The 16,163-nt window shown below is 73.0% G+C and carries 17 protein-coding genes; 3 read left to right on the top strand and 14 right to left on the bottom strand.

Annotated features, from left to right (window positions below):
• Positions 1–30 precede the first annotated feature (30 nt).
• On the bottom strand, positions 31–414 hold the full coding sequence (locus E1265_RS19925) for a rhodanese-like domain-containing protein (RefSeq protein ID WP_132931838.1): 384 nt from the start codon (positions 412–414) through the stop codon (positions 31–33).
• A 180-nt stretch (positions 415–594) separates the two neighbouring features.
• Positions 595–882: a hypothetical protein gene (locus tag E1265_RS39360; RefSeq protein ID WP_243740954.1), complete on the bottom strand. Its 288-nt coding sequence runs from the start codon at positions 880–882 to the stop codon at positions 595–597.
• Positions 883–1,477: 595 nt separating this feature from the next.
• Between E1265_RS39360 and E1265_RS19915 the strand changes: the two genes are divergently transcribed.
• Together E1265_RS19915 and E1265_RS19910 are read left to right on the top strand one after the other, a co-directional pair.
• Positions 1,478–2,377: a TauD/TfdA family dioxygenase gene (locus E1265_RS19915; RefSeq protein WP_132931836.1), complete on the top strand. Its 900-nt coding sequence runs from the start codon at positions 1,478–1,480 to the stop codon at positions 2,375–2,377.
• Positions 2,378–2,426: 49 nt separating this feature from the next.
• On the top strand, positions 2,427–2,945 hold the full coding sequence (locus tag E1265_RS19910; RefSeq protein WP_132931834.1) for a winged helix-turn-helix domain-containing protein: 519 nt from the start codon (positions 2,427–2,429) through the stop codon (positions 2,943–2,945).
• On the opposite strand, the gene E1265_RS19905 is transcribed toward E1265_RS19910, so the two are convergent.
• The 12 genes from E1265_RS19905 to E1265_RS19850 form a co-directional block, all read right to left on the bottom strand.
• The gene (locus tag E1265_RS19905; protein WP_132931833.1) at positions 2,927–3,712 is read right to left on the bottom strand and encodes a sirohydrochlorin chelatase; all 786 of its coding nucleotides are present in this window, start codon (positions 3,710–3,712) and stop codon (positions 2,927–2,929) included. The genes E1265_RS19910 and E1265_RS19905 overlap by 19 nt on opposite strands.
• Positions 3,709–4,611, bottom strand: a complete 903-nt coding sequence (locus E1265_RS19900) for an ABC transporter permease (protein WP_132931831.1) — start codon at positions 4,609–4,611, stop codon at positions 3,709–3,711. Before E1265_RS19900 ends, E1265_RS19905 begins: the two co-directional genes overlap by 4 nt.
• A complete protein-coding gene (locus E1265_RS19895; protein ID WP_132931829.1) occupies positions 4,598–5,395 on the bottom strand; it encodes an ABC transporter ATP-binding protein in 798 nt (265 codons plus the stop codon). The genes E1265_RS19900 and E1265_RS19895 overlap by 14 nt, the downstream gene beginning before the upstream one ends.
• A gap of 45 nt (positions 5,396–5,440) precedes the next feature.
• A complete protein-coding gene (locus E1265_RS19890) occupies positions 5,441–6,589 on the bottom strand; it encodes an ABC transporter substrate-binding protein (RefSeq protein WP_132931827.1) in 1,149 nt (382 codons plus the stop codon).
• Positions 6,590–6,763: 174 nt separating this feature from the next.
• Complete coding sequence (locus E1265_RS19885) at positions 6,764–8,110, bottom strand: GTP-binding protein (protein ID WP_132931825.1); 1,347 nt, start codon at positions 8,108–8,110, stop codon at positions 6,764–6,766.
• Complete coding sequence (cysD, locus tag E1265_RS19880) at positions 8,110–9,033, bottom strand: sulfate adenylyltransferase subunit CysD (protein ID WP_132931823.1); 924 nt, start codon at positions 9,031–9,033, stop codon at positions 8,110–8,112. Before cysD ends, E1265_RS19885 begins: the two co-directional genes overlap by 1 nt.
• 38 nt (positions 9,034–9,071) lie before the next feature.
• Entirely contained in the window at positions 9,072–9,617 is a 546-nt protein-coding gene (cysC, locus tag E1265_RS19875; RefSeq protein WP_132931821.1) for an adenylyl-sulfate kinase, read from the bottom strand.
• Between the two features lie 61 nt (positions 9,618–9,678).
• Positions 9,679–10,395, bottom strand: coding sequence for a phosphoadenylyl-sulfate reductase (locus E1265_RS19870; RefSeq protein WP_132931819.1), 717 nt, complete (start codon positions 10,393–10,395; stop codon positions 9,679–9,681).
• 34 nt (positions 10,396–10,429) lie between these two features.
• Positions 10,430–10,609, bottom strand: a complete 180-nt coding sequence (locus E1265_RS19865) for a hypothetical protein (protein WP_132931817.1) — start codon at positions 10,607–10,609, stop codon at positions 10,430–10,432.
• Positions 10,606–12,300 (bottom strand): nitrite/sulfite reductase, encoded by a 1,695-nt coding sequence (locus tag E1265_RS19860; protein WP_132931815.1) that lies wholly within the window; start codon positions 12,298–12,300, stop codon positions 10,606–10,608. Before E1265_RS19860 ends, E1265_RS19865 begins: the two co-directional genes overlap by 4 nt.
• Before the next feature lie 353 nt (positions 12,301–12,653).
• Positions 12,654–13,253 (bottom strand): GNAT family N-acetyltransferase, encoded by a 600-nt coding sequence (locus tag E1265_RS19855; protein ID WP_132931813.1) that lies wholly within the window; start codon positions 13,251–13,253, stop codon positions 12,654–12,656.
• Between the two features lie 12 nt (positions 13,254–13,265).
• Positions 13,266–14,909, bottom strand: a complete 1,644-nt coding sequence (locus E1265_RS19850) for an acyl-CoA dehydrogenase family protein (RefSeq protein ID WP_132931811.1) — start codon at positions 14,907–14,909, stop codon at positions 13,266–13,268.
• Positions 14,910–15,148: 239 nt separating this feature from the next.
• Between E1265_RS19850 and E1265_RS19845 the strand changes: the two genes are divergently transcribed.
• Complete coding sequence (locus tag E1265_RS19845) at positions 15,149–16,063, top strand: helix-turn-helix transcriptional regulator (RefSeq protein ID WP_132931810.1); 915 nt, start codon at positions 15,149–15,151, stop codon at positions 16,061–16,063.
• Positions 16,064–16,163 lie beyond the last annotated feature (100 nt).

Genomic DNA, 16,163 nt, shown 5'->3' with positions numbered 1-16,163 from the left:
GGCCGGTCGTCGTTGGGAACGCTTCTGCAGTCAGGGGGTTGGGGTGGTGGTGGGGAGGCCCGCTCGGCGCCAGGCCTGGTAGCCGCCGGCCAGGTCGATCGCCCGCCGGAGGCCCACCGCCCGGAGGGAGGCCGCCGCCAGGGACGACGCGTAGCCCTCGTCGCAGAAGACGATCCACCGCACGTCCCGATCCACCGCCTCCGGAACCGCCGCGCCGCTCGACGGGTCGCAGCGCCACTCCAGGTGGTTCCGCTCGATCAGCAGCGCCCCGGGGATCGTGCCGCTCGCCGCGCGCTGGAACTCGGGCCTGGTGTCCACCAGTACCGCGCCGGCCCGCCACTCGGCGTGGGCCTCGGCCGGGGTCAGCCGGTCGAACGTCGACCGCACGGCGGCCAGGTGGCTGTCGATGCCCATCGGGTTCAGTCCTCCACGGCGTCGGTCCGCAGCAGCCGCAGCCGTCCGGACGGGTCCGCCTCGTAGTAGTTCTGGGTGGTGAGGGCCGGCGCGTAGGCGTGGATGCTGACGGCCGGGAGCGACCCCGGTTGACGACCCGGTGGACGTGGCGCGGGCCGAACGTCCGCCGTTCGCCGGGGTTCAGCGTCCGGGACGTCCCTGCGGGGTCGAAGGTGTCCTCGCGAGCGTGCCCTGGACCACGCCGAAGGAGCCCGAGGCGCCTCCGTGGTCGTGGATCTCGGTGCCCTGGCCCGGCAGCCAGGTGAGCAGCCAGACCTCGTGGTCCGCGGTGCGTTCGAGGCGCAGGTAGAAGCGCTCCGGGGCGGTGAAGCCGACCCGCGGCCGCCACAGTTCCTGGCGGGCGGCGAACCACCGTACGGTGTCGGCGAGTTCGTTCGGGGTGCGGGGCGCGGCGACGGGCGCGGTCATGCGGGGTCCTCTTCTCCGGTGGTGCGGGTGGGCGTTCGGCGGGGGAAGCCGCGCCCACGGCACAACACCGGGCGCGACCGTCTAGCTCGGACGGTCGCCGCGACACAGCGCGCTGGCCACGCGGACGAGGTCCACGTGCCATCGTGAAAAGAAGCGCTTACCGGTCGGCATGAGGTCAAGATTGACAGTGCCGGGCCGCAATGGTCAAGCGAGGTCATTTTCAGGGAGTGTTCCAGTATTCGAGACCGGCGGGAAATGCCTTGACGGCTGCCCGACGGCGCTGGCATGCTCACCTACCGTGAGTCAAGCTGACTTTCTCGTCGCGCGGCTGCACGTCGACCTCCGGCGGCAGGCCAGCGCCATCTGTGCCGTCGGTCGCTGAGTCCAGCCGACCGACGCTCTTTCGCGCTTGCCACACCTCGCACACCCCGTACGGTCCTTGCAGTCCGTGCGGTTCGCGAATCTTCTCACTTTTCTCCGGTTGATGCGCCGATGATTTCGGCGTAATCGACCGCGTGCCCGCGAGAGCGTTATTTCGGCTGCCTCAAAACGAGATCGGCAACAGCAGATCACCGCAGAAAGGCAGCGAACAGCAATGACCACCACCGGTTTCGACGTCCGCCGGATCGGCGGGCGCATCGGCGCCGAGATCATCGGCGTGGATATCGCCGGCGATCTCGATCCCGCCGTCGTCCCCGAGATCAACTCAGCGCTCCTCCAACACAAGGCCCTCTTCTTCAGGGGGCAGCGGCTCGACGACGCGGCCCAGCTCAGGTTCGCCTCGCTCTTCGGCGAGTTGACCACCGCGCACCCCACCGTCCCCTCGGCGGACGGCCAGCCCAACGTCCTCGCGGTCAACGGCGAGGAGGGCATCCGCTCCAACCGCTGGCACACCGACGTCACCTTCGTCCGCACCCCGCCCAAGGTGACGACGCTGCGCAGCCTCGTCGTCCCGCCCTACGGCGGCAACACCCTGATCGCCAACGCGGCCACCGCCTACCGCGATCTGCCGAAGCCGCTGCGCGCCCTGGCCGACCGGCTGTGGGCGGTGCACACCAACGACCACGACTACGCGGAGCTGAGGACGGCCAAGGCCGCCGAGCACCGCAGGCAGTTTGTCTCCCGGAAGTACCGGACCGCCCACCCGGTGGTCAGGGTGCACCCGGAGAGCGGCGAACGCGGCCTGTTCATCGGCGGGTTCGCGCAGCGGCTGGTCGGGCTCGGGCCCGACGAGTCCCGCGACGTCCTGCGCATCCTGCAGTCCTACGTGATCCGCCCGGAGAACGTGGTGCGCTGGCAGTGGGCGCCGGGGGACCTGGTGCTCTTCGACAACCGCGTCACCCAGCACTACGCGCCCGACGACTACGGCGACCTGCCGCGCCTGCTGCACCGCGTGACCGTGGCCGGCGACGCGCCGGTCGGCGTGGACGGAGAACACAGTCGGGTCGTCGAGGGCGACGACGCCGTGCACTACACCCCAGCCGCCGCGGCCTGACCCGATCCCACGAGGATCCCCAAGGCGCGTCCCACACGAAAGGGAGCCGATGATGCGGCACCTCACCGCCCTCCCCGATCTCACCGAGCTGTCCGACGTGACGAACCTGTCCGACGTGGCCGTGGCGCTGGTTCCTGAGGCCACGACCGGCGGCGTGCCGTTGGTCGGCTATCTGGTGCTGGCCCCGGCCGGGACCCAACTGACCCAACTCTCCGAAATGTTGACCGCTCGGGGGGCGACGCCGGCGGTCGTGCCGGTGCCCGCTCCCGCCGCACAGGACCCGGCCGGCCAGGGCGTCGTGGTGGACACCGAGGAGCGCATCGTCCGGGTGGACGGTGAACCGATCCGGCTGACCTACCTGGAGTTCGAGCTGCTCGCCCACCTGGCCGGGCACCCACACCGGGTGTACACCAGGGAGCAGCTGGTGACGAGCATCTGGGGCTACGGCCCGGTCGGCGACCAGCGGACCGTCGACGTGCACGTGGCGCGGCTGCGCCGCAAGCTGGGCGCGGCCCACCGGGAGCGCATCGTCACGGTGCGGCGGGTGGGCTACAAGTACGTTCCGTAGGGCGCGTGGCCGGCGGTGGCGAGGTCCGCGCCGCCGGCCGACGCGTAGCGCCGCCACAGGAGCTCGGCAAGCTCGGGCGCCGCGCCCAGCGGCGCGGCCACCGCGTCGGCGCCCGCCTCGCGGGCGCCGGCCAGTATCCGGTCCGGCAGCCGGCCAGGGGCGATGACACAGGGGGCCACGGCCACCCGGCGGACGCCGTCCGCGCGCAACGCGCGGACGGCGTCCGCCGTGGTGGGCCGCGAGCCGGAGGCGAACGCGGGCCGCACGGCACACCAGCCGGCGGTGCGCCGCCACTCCCGCGCGGTTCGAGCGAACACCGCGATCGCCTCCGGGTCAGAGGAGCCAGCCGACGCCAACACGACGCCGGTGTCGGCACGGTCGGCCAGGCGCACGCCGGCCAGGCCGAGCCGCCGCTCGAGGGCGGCCAGCAGCAGCGGGTCGGGACCGAGGACATCGGCCTGCCGGATCGTCAACCCCGGCAGCCGGCGCCGGGACGCCCGCAGCACGGCCGGGATGTCGGCCTTGGCGTGGAAGGCCCTGGCCAGCAGCAGCGGCACCGCCACCACCCGCCGCGCGCCGGCCGCGTACAGACCGGTCAGCGCCCGGTCCACGCTCGGGGCGTCGAAGTCGAGGTAGCCCACCGCCACCCGCGTCCCCGGCGCCAGCGACCGCACCCGCGCGGCAAGCGCCGACACGGTCGCCGCGTGCCGGCGGTCGCGGCTGCCGTGCGCGACGACCAGCAGGGACGGGGGCGGCGGCGTGGTCACGAGGAGCGCACCAGCAGGCCGCGGCCGCGCAGCACGCGGCGCTCGAGCGGGGAGAAGAACAGCAGGTCGATGGCGACGCCGACGATCAGGATGAGGATGATCGTGGCGAGCACGCCCGACATGTTCTGCATGGTGCGGTAGCCCTCCATCAGCTGGCCGAGACCGGTGCCGAGGCTGGGGGTCTGCACGATCAGCTCGGCGGCCATCAGCGAGCGCCAGGAGAAGGCCCAGCCCTGCTTCAGGCCGGCCAGGTAGCCGGGCAGCGCGGCCGGCAGCAGCACGTGCCGGACGCTGGTGAGCCCCCGGGCGCCGAGCGTGCGGCCGGCCCGCAGGTAGAGCGGCGGGATCTGGTCGACGCCGGCCACGATGCCGTTGGCGATGGACGGCACGGCGCCCAGCAGCACCACCGCGTAGATGGTGCCGTTGGAGAGTCCGAACCAGATGATCGCGGCCGGCACCCAGGCCACCGAGGGCAGCGACTGGAGGCCGGTCAGCACCGGGCCGATCGCGGCCCGCACCAGCCGCACGCGGGCGACGACGAGGCCCAGCGGGGTGCCGATGGCGATGGCGATCAGGAAGCCGAGGAGGCCGCGCGAGACGCTGGTCCAGACGTACTCGAACAGGGTGCCCCGCAGCCACATCTCCTCGTACTCGCCCCACACGTCCAGGGGGCCCGGCATCAGGTAGTCGGGCTGGATCTCCGCCCAGTAGACGCCCTGCCAGACCGCGAGCACCAGCGCGATGGCCACCAGCGGCGGAACCACCTTGGCCAGCACCGTCCGGCCGATCGACTGCCGGTCCTGGCTGGGGGCGCTGTCCAGCGCGTCGAGGCCGGCCTCGAGGCCGGCGAGGTCCGAGGCGCCGGTCGTCGGGCGCGGGGTCGTGTCACTGCTGGCCATGGCGGCGGATCTCCTCCCTGAGCCGTTCGGTGATCTCGACCGAGAGCGCCGAGACCTCGGCGTCCTCGATGCGGCGCGGCTGGGGGATCTCCACCCGCCACTCGTGCACGACCCGGCCGGGGCGCGAGGAGAGCAGCACGACCCGCTGCGCGAGCCGCACCGCCTCCCGCACGTTGTGGGTGACGAACAGGATCGAGACGCCGGTCTCGGTCCAGATCCGGGTCAGCTCCTCGTGCAGCACGTCCCTGGTGATGGCGTCGAGCGCGGCGAACGGCTCGTCCATCAGCAGCAGTTGGCTGTCCTGGGCGAGCGCCCTGGCCAGCGCGACGCGCTGCCGCATGCCGCCGGAGAGCTCGTGTACCCGCTTGCCGTACGAGCCCGTCAGCCGCACCAGGGCGAGCAGCCGCTCGGCCTCGGCGCGCCGCTCGTTCTTCGGCACGCCGCGCAGCCGCAGCGCCAGCTCCACGTTCTTGCCCGCGGTCAGCCACGGGAAGAGCGCGTGTTCCTGGAACATCAGCGCCGGCCGGCCGCCGGAGACCGAGATCCGGCCCTCGGAGGCCGCGTCGAGCCCGGCGGTCAGGTTGAGCAGGGTCGACTTGCCACAGCCCGAGGCCCCCAGCAGGGTGACGAACTCCCCTGGCGCCACGTCGAGGCTGATGTCGTCGAGCACCAGCTGCTGCCGGCCGGGCCGGCCGAAGGACTTCGAGACATGGTCGAGACGCACGGCGTACTCGGTCGCGGCGGCATTGCTCGCTTCCGGCCTGCCGGTGGTGGCGAGGGCCATGGTTGTCACCTCCTGGGGGCTGTGGTCACGGGGCTTTCCGGCGCGTCAGTCGCCCACGCCGAGGCCGGCGTCGTCGACCTCCGGCTGCCCGGCGTCGGCGAGCACCCGGTTGAGGATGGACAGGTCGTAGATGCCGCCGAGGTCGGTCTCCTCGAGCAGGCCGGCGTTCACCGCGTGCTCCGCGCCCACCCGCAGCGTCTCGGCCAGCGGGTCGTCGAGGAACTCGACGTGCTCCCAGGCCGGGTCGAGCACCTCGGCCGGCAGCTCGCTGCCGCCGGGCTCGCTGGCCAGCTCGGCGTTGAAGTCGGCCTTGGCCTCGTCCGGGTTCTCGTTGATCCAGGCGTTGGTCTCCACCACGCCGCGCACGATGGCCTCGACCACGTCCGGGTGCTCGTCGAGGAAGTCCTGGCGGGCGATGACGTGGGTGACGACGTAGCGGCCGTCCTCCCACAGCTCGCCCTCGTCGAGCAGGGTCTCGGCGCCCCGGCTCACCAGGTTGGACGCGGTGGGCTCCGGCACCCAGGCGCCGTCGATGTCGCCGCTGTCGAAGGCGGCCGGGATCTCCGCGTTGGGGACGCGGACCACCTCGACGTCGCCACGGCCGGACTGCGGGTCGACCTCGTAGCCGTTCTCCGCCAGGTAGTTGAGCAGCGCCACGTCCTGGGTGTTGCCGAGCTGCGGGGTGGCGATCCGGGCGCCGTCCAGGTCGTCGAGCGAGGACACGGCGTCCGGGTCGACCACCAGGGACGCGCCGCCCGAGGCCGCGCCGGACACGATCCGCAGGCTCTGGCCGCCGGACTGGGCCCAGCCGTTGATCGCCGGGTTGGGGCCGATGAAGGTGACGTCCACCTCGCCGGCGTTGAGTGCCTCGATGGCGGAGGGGCCCGCGTTGAAGATCTGGGTGGAGACGTCGGTGCCGCCCAGCTCCTGGCGGATCAGGCCGCCGTCCTCCCGCAGGCCGACCACGGCGGTGGCGTGGGTGATGTTGGCGAAGTAGCCGATGGTCACCTCGTCGGCCGACAGGGCCTCGGCGTTCGACTCCTCGGAGGGCGGGTTCGAGGAACCGGCGTCGTCTTCCGCCTCGGAGCCGTAGCCGCAGGCCGCCAGGAGCAGCAGCGGCAGCGCCGCGGCGGCGGTCAGCGCGCGGCGGCCGCGGCGGGCGGCTCTCAGCCGGGAGGAGCGGGTGGCGGTCATGGGACGGTTCCTCTCAGAACGGGGCAGGCGGTGGCGGGATGGGAACGCACGGGTCAACGGGCGGGGGTCAGCCCGCACATCGCCCGATCCCGCCGTGCCCCGCGCCGAGGGCGCCGCTGCCTATGCGGCCGCCCTCCTTGGCGAAGGTCGAGAAGACGTCTCCGATCCGCATCCTCAGAAGTCCCACCCATCGGACGCGGCGTCCGCCTGCTGGTCGGGGTCGTGGTCGCCGTCGGCGAAGGCGGTGCCCGCCATGCCGGCGGTGAGGGTGGCGCCGTCCGCCGGGTCGATCAGCAGGAAGGAGCCGGTGGCCCGGGAGTCGGCGTAGTCGTCGACGGCCAGCGGCTCGGCGGTGCGGATGACCACCCGGCCGATGTCGTTGGCCACCAGCTGCCCGGGCTCCGGGTGCTGGGAGAGGTCGTCCAGCGTCAGCCGCGACGGGATCTCCTTGACGATCGCCTTGACCGTGCGGGTGGTGTGCTTGAGCAGCACCCGGGCGCCCGGCGTCAGCGGCCGGTCGTGCAGGTGGCAGACGGTGGCGGTGAGGTCCTGGCTCACCTCGGCCGCGCCCGCGGCCGGCACGATCAGGTCGCCGCGCGAGATGTCCAGGTCGTCGGCGAGGGTGACGGTCACCGACATCGGCGCCCAGGCCACGTCCACGGACTGGCCGAGCGCGTCGATCCGCTCGATCACGCTGGAGCGGCCCGACGGCTGCGCGAGCACCCGCTCGCCGACCCGCAGCACGCCGGAGGCGATCTGCCCCGCGTAGCCCCGGTAGTCGGGGTGCTCGGCGGTCTGCGGACGGATCACGTACTGGACGGGGAAGCGGGCCGGGTCCTCGGCCGGGTCGCGGGTGACCGGCACGGTCTCCAGGTGTTCGAGCACCGTGGGGCCGCCGTACCAGTCCATGGTGGCCGAGGGGGTGACGACGTTGTCGCCGGCCAGCGCCGAGATGGGGATCGCGGTGACCTCGGGAACGCCGAGCGAGCCGGCGTAGTCGGTGAACTCCGCGGCGATCGTGGCGAACACCGGCTCCGCGTAGCCGACCAGGTCCATCTTGTTGACGGCGAGCACCACGTGGGGGACGCGCAGCAGCGCGGCGACGGCGGCGTGCCTGCGGGTCTGCTCGACGACGCCGTGCCGCGCGTCCACCAGGATGATGGCCAGCTCGGCCGTGGAGGCCCCGGTGACCATGTTCCGGGTGTACTGCACGTGCCCCGGGGTGTCGGCGAGGATGAACCGCCGGCGCGGGGTGGCGAAGTAGCGGTAGGCGACGTCGATGGTGATGCCCTGCTCGCGCTCGGCGCGCAGGCCGTCGGTGAGCAGCGCCAGGTCGACGGAGTCGGCGCCACGGTTGCGGGATGCCAGCTCGACGGCCTCCAACTGGTCGGCGAGCACGGACTTGGAGTCGTGCAGCAGCCGGCCGACCAGCGTGGACTTGCCGTCGTCCACGGATCCCGCGGTGGCGAAGCGCAGCAGCGAGGTGGCCGAGGTCTCGGCGGGCGAGGCGGCGGTCGTCATCAGAAGTATCCCTCCCGCTTGCGGTCCTCCATGGCGGCCTCGGACAGCTTGTCGTCGGCCCTGGTGGCGCCGCGCTCGGTGAGCCGGGAGGCCGCGATCTCGGCGATGATCTGCTCGATGGTGGCGGCCTCGGACTCCACGGCGCCGGTGCAGGACATGTCGCCCACCGTGCGGTAGCGGACCTGCCGGGTGGCCACCGGCTCGCCCTCCTTGGGGCCGCCCCAGTCGCCCGCGGCCAGCCACATGCCGGAGCGCCTGAACACCTCGCGCTCGTGGGCGTAGTAGATCGCCGGGATGTCGATCTTCTCCCGGCCGATGTACTGCCACACGTCGAGCTCGGTCCAGTTGGAGAGCGGGAAGACGCGGACGTGCTCGCCCGGCGCGTGCCGGCCGTTGTAGAGCTGCCACAGCTCAGGGCGCTGGCGGCGCGGGTCCCAGCCGCCGAACTCGTCGCGCAGCGAGAACACCCGCTCCTTGGCGCGGGCCTTCTCCTCGTCGCGTCGGCCGCCGCCGAAGACCGCGTCGAAGCGGTTGCGTTCGATCGCGTCGAGCAGCGGCACGGTCTGCAGCGGGTTGCGGGTGCCGTCGGGGCGCTCCCGCAGCCGGCCGCTGTCGATGAACTCCTGGACGCTCGCGACGTGCAGCCGCAAGCCGTGGCGGGCCACCACCTCGTCCCGGTAGGCGATCACCTCGGGGAAGTTGTGCCCGGTGTCCACGTGCAGCAGGGAGAACGGCAGCGGCGCCGGCGCGAACGCCTTGAGCGCCAGGTGCAGCATGACGATGGAGTCCTTGCCGCCCGAGAAGAGGATCACCGGGCGCTCGAACTCCCCGGCCACCTCCCGGAAGATGTGCACCGCCTCGGACTCGAGCACGTCCAGGTGGGACAGCGTGAAGGGACCACCGGGGTCAGCGGACGCCGTCATGCTCCGCTCCTCTCGCTCGTCTTCGCTCAGCGGGACCGTCACAACAGCCCCCTCTCGCCCAGCAGCGCGTGCAGCGCGCCGGCCGACTCGGCGACCGACTGCTCGTGCGCCGCGATCACCAGGTCGGGCGCGGCCGGCACCTCGTAGGGGTCGTCCACGCCGGTGAGCCCCGTGAGCTCGCCGGCCGCCTGCCGCGCGTACAGGCCCTTGACGTCGCGCTCGGAGCACACGTCGACCGGCGTGGCCACGTGCACCTCCAGGTAGCCGGTGCCGGACGCCTGGTGGTGCTTGCGCACCGCCTCGCGGCTGTCCGCGTACGGCGCGATCACCGGGACCAGCACCTTCACCCCGTGCGAGGCGAGGAGTTCGGCGACGAAACCGATGCGGGTGACGTTGGTGTGCCGGTCCTCGCGTGAGAAGCCGAGCCCGGCCGAGAGGAACTCCCGGATCTCGTCGCCGTCCAGCACCTCGACCCGGTGGCCGTCGGCGGTCAGGCGCTCGCCGAGCGCCCGGGCGATGGTCGTCTTGCCGGCGCTCGGCAGGCCGGTGAGCCAGATGGTGGCGCCCTGCCCTGACTCGCTCATCTCCCGCTCCTCGGGCTCTCGTCGGAATGTGGTGTGAGGTGTGGGGGAGTGCGGCGGCGCATCAGCCGTGCAATCCGCACTCGGTCTTGGCCATACCGGCCCAGCGGCCCGCCCGCGCGTCCTCGCCGGCCAGCGTGCGGCGGGTGCAGGGGGCGCACCCTATGGAGGCGTAGCCGTCCTGCAGCAGCGGGTTGGTCAGCACCCCGTGCTCGGCGACATAGGCTTCCACATCCGCGTCCGTCCAGCGGGCTATCGGCGCGATCTTCACCTTGCCGCGTCGCGCGTCCCAGCCGACCACCGGCGTGTTCGCGCGGGTCGGCGACTCGTCCCTGCGCAGCCCGGTGGCCCAGGCGTCGTAGCCGGCCAGGCCCGCCTCGAGCACCTCCACCTTGCGCATCGCGCAGCAGCGGTCCGGGTCGCGCTCGTACAGCCGGGGCCCGAACTCGGCGTCCTGCTCGGCGACGGTCAGCCGGGGGGTGAGGGTGATGACGTTGACGTCCATCACGGTGGCGACCGCGTCCCTGGTGCCGATGGTCTCCGGGAAGTGGTAGCCGGTGTCCAGGAACACGACGTCGACGCCGGGCCTGGCCCGGGCGGCCAGGTGGGCCACGACGGCGTCGGCCATGGAGGCCGTGACGCAGAACCGGGGACCGAAGGTGTCGGCGGCCCAGCGCAGGATCTCCAGGGCGGGCGCCTCCTCGAGCTCGCGGCCCGCCCGCTCGGCCAGCTCGCGCAGCCGCTCGGCGCGGGGTGACTCGGTGTTGGTGACGGTGGTCATGGTTCCGATGCCCCTTCCTCTGCCTTGCCTCACGTCAGCCGTCGTGGTCGTCTCGGTCGCCGCGCGCCAGACCGCTGGCCAGCAGGCCGAGGAACGACAGGCGGAAAGCCCGGTTGCACGCCGCGCACTCCCAGGCGCCGTGGCCGGCCTCGCTGGGGCGCAGGTCCTCGTCGCCGCAGTAGGGGCAGTAGAACGGGGCCGCGCGCTCGCTCATGACAGCGCGCCCTCCTCCGCCCTCGCGACCCAGCGCGCGAACCGCTCGCCGGGCTCCCGCTGGTCGAGGTAGGCCCGCAGCACCCGTTCCACGTAGTCGGCCAGGCCGGCGGCGGTCACCTTCAGGCCGCGCACCTTGCGGCCGAAGCCGGGTTCGAGGCCCAGCGAGCCGCCGAGGTGGACCTGGAAGCCCTCGACCTGCTCGCCGTTCTCGTCGACGACCAGCTGCCCCTTGAGACCGATGTCCGCGATCTGGATGCGGGCGCAGGAGTTGGGGCAGCCGTTGATGTTGATGGTCAGCGGCTCGTCGAACTCGGGCAGCCGGCGCTCCAGCTCCTCGATCAGCCAGGCGCCCCTGGCCTTGGTCTCGACGATGGCCAGCTTGCAGAACTCGATGCCGGTGCAGGCCATGGTGCCGCGCCGGAAAGGGGAGGGCTCGGCGGTCAGGCCGAGCGTGGCCAGGCCCTCGGTCAGCGAGGCGACCCGCTCCTCCGGCACGTCCAGGATCAGCATCTTCTGCTGGACGGTGGTGTTCACCCGCCCGGAGCCGTGCGCCTCGGCCAGGTCCGCGATCTTGGCGAGCGTGGTGCCGTCCACCCGGCCGACGGTGGGCGCGAAGCCGACGTAGTAACGGCCGTCCTGCTGCCGGTGCACGCCGACGTGGTCGCGCCAGGCGTGCGGCGGATCGGCCGGCGCCGGGCCGTCGATCATCGGGCGCAGCAGGTACTCCTTCTCCAGCACTTCGCGGAACCGCTCGGCGCCCCAGTCGGCGACCAGGAACTTGAGGCGGGCGCGGTTGCGCAGCCGGCGGTAGCCGTAGTCGCGGAAGACGGAGACGATCCCCTCGTGGACGTCGGCCACCTCCTCGATCGGCACCCAGGCGCCGAGCCGGACGCCGATGCGCGGGTTGGTGGAGAGCCCGCCGCCGACCCAGACATCGAAGCCGGGCCCGTGCTCCGGGTGGACGACGCCGACGAACGCCACGTCGTTGATCTCGTGGGCGACGTCGAGCAGCGGGGAGCCGGAGACGGCGCTCTTGAACTTGCGCGGCAGGTTCGAGTACGCCTTGTTGCCGACCACCCGGCGGTGGATCGCCTCGATGGCGGGCGTGCCGTCGATGATCTCGTCGGCCGCGATCCCGGCCACCGGGGAGCCGACGATGACCCGGGGGGTGTCGCCGCACGCCTCGGTGGTGGAGAGACCGACGGCCTCGAGACGGCGCCAGATCTCCGGCATGTCCTCGACGCGGATCCAGTGGTACTGCACGTTCTGCCGGTCGGTGATGTCGGCGGTGCCGCGCGCGAACTCCTGGGAGATCTCGGCGATGACCCGCAGCTGCGCGGTGCTGAGCCGGCCGCCGTCGATGCGGACGCGCAGCATGAAGAACTCGTCGTCCAGCTCCTCCGGCTCCAGGATGGCCGTCTTGCCGCCGTCGATCCCGGGCCGCCGCTGCGTGTACAGGCCCCACCAGCGCATCCGGCCGCGCAGGTCCTGGCCGTCGATGGCCTGGAAGCCGCGCTGGGCGTAGACGGTCTCGATGCGGGTGCGCACGTTGAGGCCGTCGTCGTCCTTCTTGAACTGCTCGTTGCCGTTCAGGGGCGTGAAGTGCCCGGCCGCCCACTGGCCTTCGCCGCGGTGGCGGCCGGCCTTGCGGCGGGTCGGGGCGGCAGGCTTCTCGGCACTGTCGGACATCGTGGCGTCGCGCCTTTCTACGGGCCCTGAGGGGCCCACGTGGTGGCAGGGCGGCAGCGCTGACCCGCCCCCATGGCTGCACCGCCGCGACGGCGCGGCGGCGGGGGAGGTCAGCGTGGGCGAAGTGGTGTGGCGAAGGGGGAGCGGGCCGGGATCGCGGCTCTCACCAGGCCGGACAGATGGCGCTGGACATTCGACCGAAGTCGACGTGGCGCCGACTCACCAGGGCTATTCCAGCTTCAGACATGACGGAAGCGTGGCACGCGGTGACGCCCCAGTCCACCGTTATCCACGATGTGGACGGGGTCGTCCCAATATGTGGGCGGTGTGGTGGGGTGGTTACGCTCGGTTGGTCACGATTCGTCGACCACGGCGCCCGGCCACGGCCCAGGGGCGGCGATCGCCGGCTCCTCGGCCTCCCGCGTGTCGAAGACCCGGAACCCGCGGCGCCGGTAGTTGGCCAGCGCGTATGGGCCGTCCTTGGAGCAGGTGTGCAGCCAGACCCGGCGCGTGGGTGACACCCCGGGCCACCGCGACGCCAGGTCCCACGCCCGGGCCACGCCCTCGGCGAGTAGCAGCCCGCCGATGCCGCGCCCTCTGAAGGCGGGGATCAGCCCGAAGTAGCTGACCTCCACCGCACCCTCAGGCCCCGGGTCAAGTTCGAGGAAGCCGGCTGGGGTGTCGTGCTCGTACGCCACCCAGGTCTCCACGCCGGGCCGCTCCAGGAACGCCCGCCACCGCGCGACGTCCCACACCAGCCGGTCGGTCCAGGTGACGTCCTGCCCGACCGCCGTGTAGAGGAAGCGGCTGAACTCCGGGCTCGGCACCGCCGCCCGCGCCACCCGCAGCCCCGCCTCGCGGGCCGGCGTCCGCGCCGGCGCCAGGTCACCCGGCGAGGTCTGCTCCAGCCACCAGGTGGTGACGCGGCGGGTCGGGGCGGGCGACGTGCTCATTCGGTCATCTCATCACACCGCTCTGGCCCGATCGACGACGGCGGCGAGGTCGAGCGTCCCCGGCAGGGTTCCGAAGGCCGCGCCCCAGTCGCCGGAGAGCCGGGAGGCGCAGAACGCGTCGGCCACGGCCGGCGGGGCGTGCTGGACCAGCAGCGCGCCCTGCAACACCAGGGCAAGGCGCTCCACCAGACGGCGGGCGCGCGCCTCGATCCCCTCCAGGTCGGAGAGTTCGGCCAGCACCCCCTTGATCGCGGCGTCCAGCCGGTGGTCGGCGCCCGCCGCCTGACCGACCTCGGTCAGGAACGCGTTCAACGCCTGCGGCTCGCGCTGCAACGCCCGCAGCACGTCGAGGGCCTGGATGTTGCCCGAGCCCTCCCAGATCGAGTTCAGTGGGGACTCGCGCAGCAGCCGCGGCATGCCGGAATCCTCCACGTAGCCGTTGCCGCCGAGACACTCCAGGGCCTCCACCACCAGCGGCGTGCAGCGCTTGGCCACCCAGTACTTGGCGGCCGGCACCGCGATCCGCAGCAGCTGCCGGTCCCGCGCGCTGCCGGCCGCCGCCGCGTCGTGGGCGGCGGCGAGGCGCAGCGCCAGCGTCGTCGCGGCCTCCGACTCCAGCGCCAGGTCCGCCAGCACGTTCCGCATCAGCGGCTTGTCGATCAGCGGGCTGCCGAACGCCTCCCGGTGCGCCGCGTGGTGGACGGCCTGGGCCACCGCCTGCCGCATGATCGCGGCCGAGCCGGTCACGCAGTCGAGCCGGGTGGCGGCCACCATCTCGATGATCGTGGGCACCCCGCGCCCCTCCTCGCCGACCCGCCACGCCACCGTCGAGCCGTCGAACTCCACCTCGGACGAGGCGTTGGAGTGGTTGCCCAGCTTCTCCTTGAGCCGCTGGATCCGGAACGTGTTGCGGGTGCCGTCCGGCAGCACCCGCGGCAGCAGGAAGCAGGTGAGCCCGCCGGGCGCCTGGGCCAGCACCAGGAAGGCGTCGGACATCGGCGCCGAGCAGAACCACTTGTGTCCCGTCAGCGCGTAGGCACCCGGCTCGGCGAGCGGCTCGGCCCTGGTGGCGTTGGCCCGCACGTCGGAGCCGCCCTGCTTCTCCGTCATGCCCATGCCGGCGATCGCGCCCGCCTTGCCGGCCACGGGGCGCAGCCCCGGGTCGTAGGCGTGGGCGGTCAGCAGCGGCTCCCAGACGGCGGCGAGCTCGGGTGCGGCACGCAGCGCGGGCACCGCCGCGTGGGTCATCGACACCGGGCAGCCGTGGCCCGCGTCCACCTGCGTCCACACCAGGAACCCGGCCGTCCTGCGCAGCTGCCCGCTGGGCCGCGACACCGCGTCCGTGAGGCCGGCCTCCACCGCCCTGGCCATCAGCCGGTGGTAGTCGGGATGGAAGTCGACCTCGTCGACGCGGTGGCCGTAGCGGTCGTGGGTGCGCAGCACCGGCGGATGCGCGTTGGCCCGCACGCCCCACTCGATCGCCTCGGCCGAGCCGGCGGCGCGGCCGAGCGCGCGCAACTCGGCGGTCGCCTCGTCGGCGACCTCGGCCGCGACATGCCGGGCCAAGCCCTCGGCGAGAGCCGCGTCGGCGGTGAAGACGTCGTACTCCGTCAGCGGCGGCGGCTGGTTGGTCACCGCGTGGGTGCTGTGCGTCATGACGCCAACGGTAGGCCCGGCGCCGCCGCCCGTCACCACTCGCGGCGGCACCGGCGCCGATGGCCGGTTCCCGCTGGGTGCGCCGGCGCGCGCCCGAGGCCCTCGTGGTGACCGCATACCGTGTGCGGGATACGTCGCGAGCCCCCGGGCGCACGCTCGGCGGCGGGCGCATCCGCCGGGTCCAATCCGGGCCGGGCCTAGTACAGTTGGCCGTTCGCGGCCACAGGGATGGGAGCGGTATGGGCGTCGTCGAGCACGAAGAGACCGTTCGCGAAGGCAAAGCCCCCATCGTCCCCGACTACCGGCAGACGGGCCCCACCGTTCCCCGGATGATCCTCGGCAGCCGGCTGCGGCAGCTGCGCGAGGCGCGTGGCATCACGGGTGGCGAGGCCGGACGCCGGATCCGTGGCTCGCACTCCAAGATCAGCCGCCTGGAGATGGGTAGGACCGGTTTCAAGACACGCGACGTGCTCGACCTGCTGACCTTCTACGGCGTCACCGACGAGGCCGAGCGCGCCACGCTGCTCGCGCTGGCCAGGCAGTCCACCCAGCCGGGCTGGTGGCACGTCTTCCACGACGTGGTGCCCGGCTGGCTCAACGTCTACCTCGGCCTGGAGCAGGCGGCCACCGTGATCCGCGGCTACGAACTGCAGTTCGTCCCCGGTCTGCTGCAGACCGAGGACTACGCGCGGGCGGTGGTCCGCCTCACGCCCGAACCGCTCGACGACATGGCGGTGGAACGGCGGGTCGAGCTGCGGATGGCCCGGCAGCGCGTGCTGCGGCGGGAGGATCCGCCGCGGGTCTGGCTGGTCGTCGACGAGACGGCGCTGCGGAGGCCGCTCGGCGGCCGGGCCGTGATGCGCGCCCAGCTCGAGCACCTGATCGAGGCGGCGCGGCTCCCGCACGTCACCCTCCAGATCATGCCGCTCGCCTCCGGCGGTCACGCGGCACTCGGCGGCCCCGTCACGGTCCTCCGCCCGCCGGGCGGCGAACTGCCGGACGTCGTCTACCTGGAGCAGCAGACGGGCGGCGTCTACCCGGACAAGCCGACCGAGATCGAGTGCTACCGCCACGTCATGAACCGCCTCGTCCTCCAGGCCGAACCCCCCGCCGCGACCGAACCGTTCCTGCGGCGCGTCCTCCACGACACGTAAGCCACGTGCCCGCGGCACCGATCGACCGCCGCGGCCCTGGCGGGCGCCCGTGCGTATCCCGCGCGGCGCGTCGTGGCCTGCCTGCCGGCGTGTCCGCGGT

The sequence above is a fragment of the Streptomyces sp. 8K308 genome (assembly GCF_004348315.1).
Lineage (GTDB): Bacteria > Actinomycetota > Actinomycetes > Streptomycetales > Streptomycetaceae > Streptomyces.
This window is presented reverse-complemented; position numbering and strand designations above follow the sequence as displayed.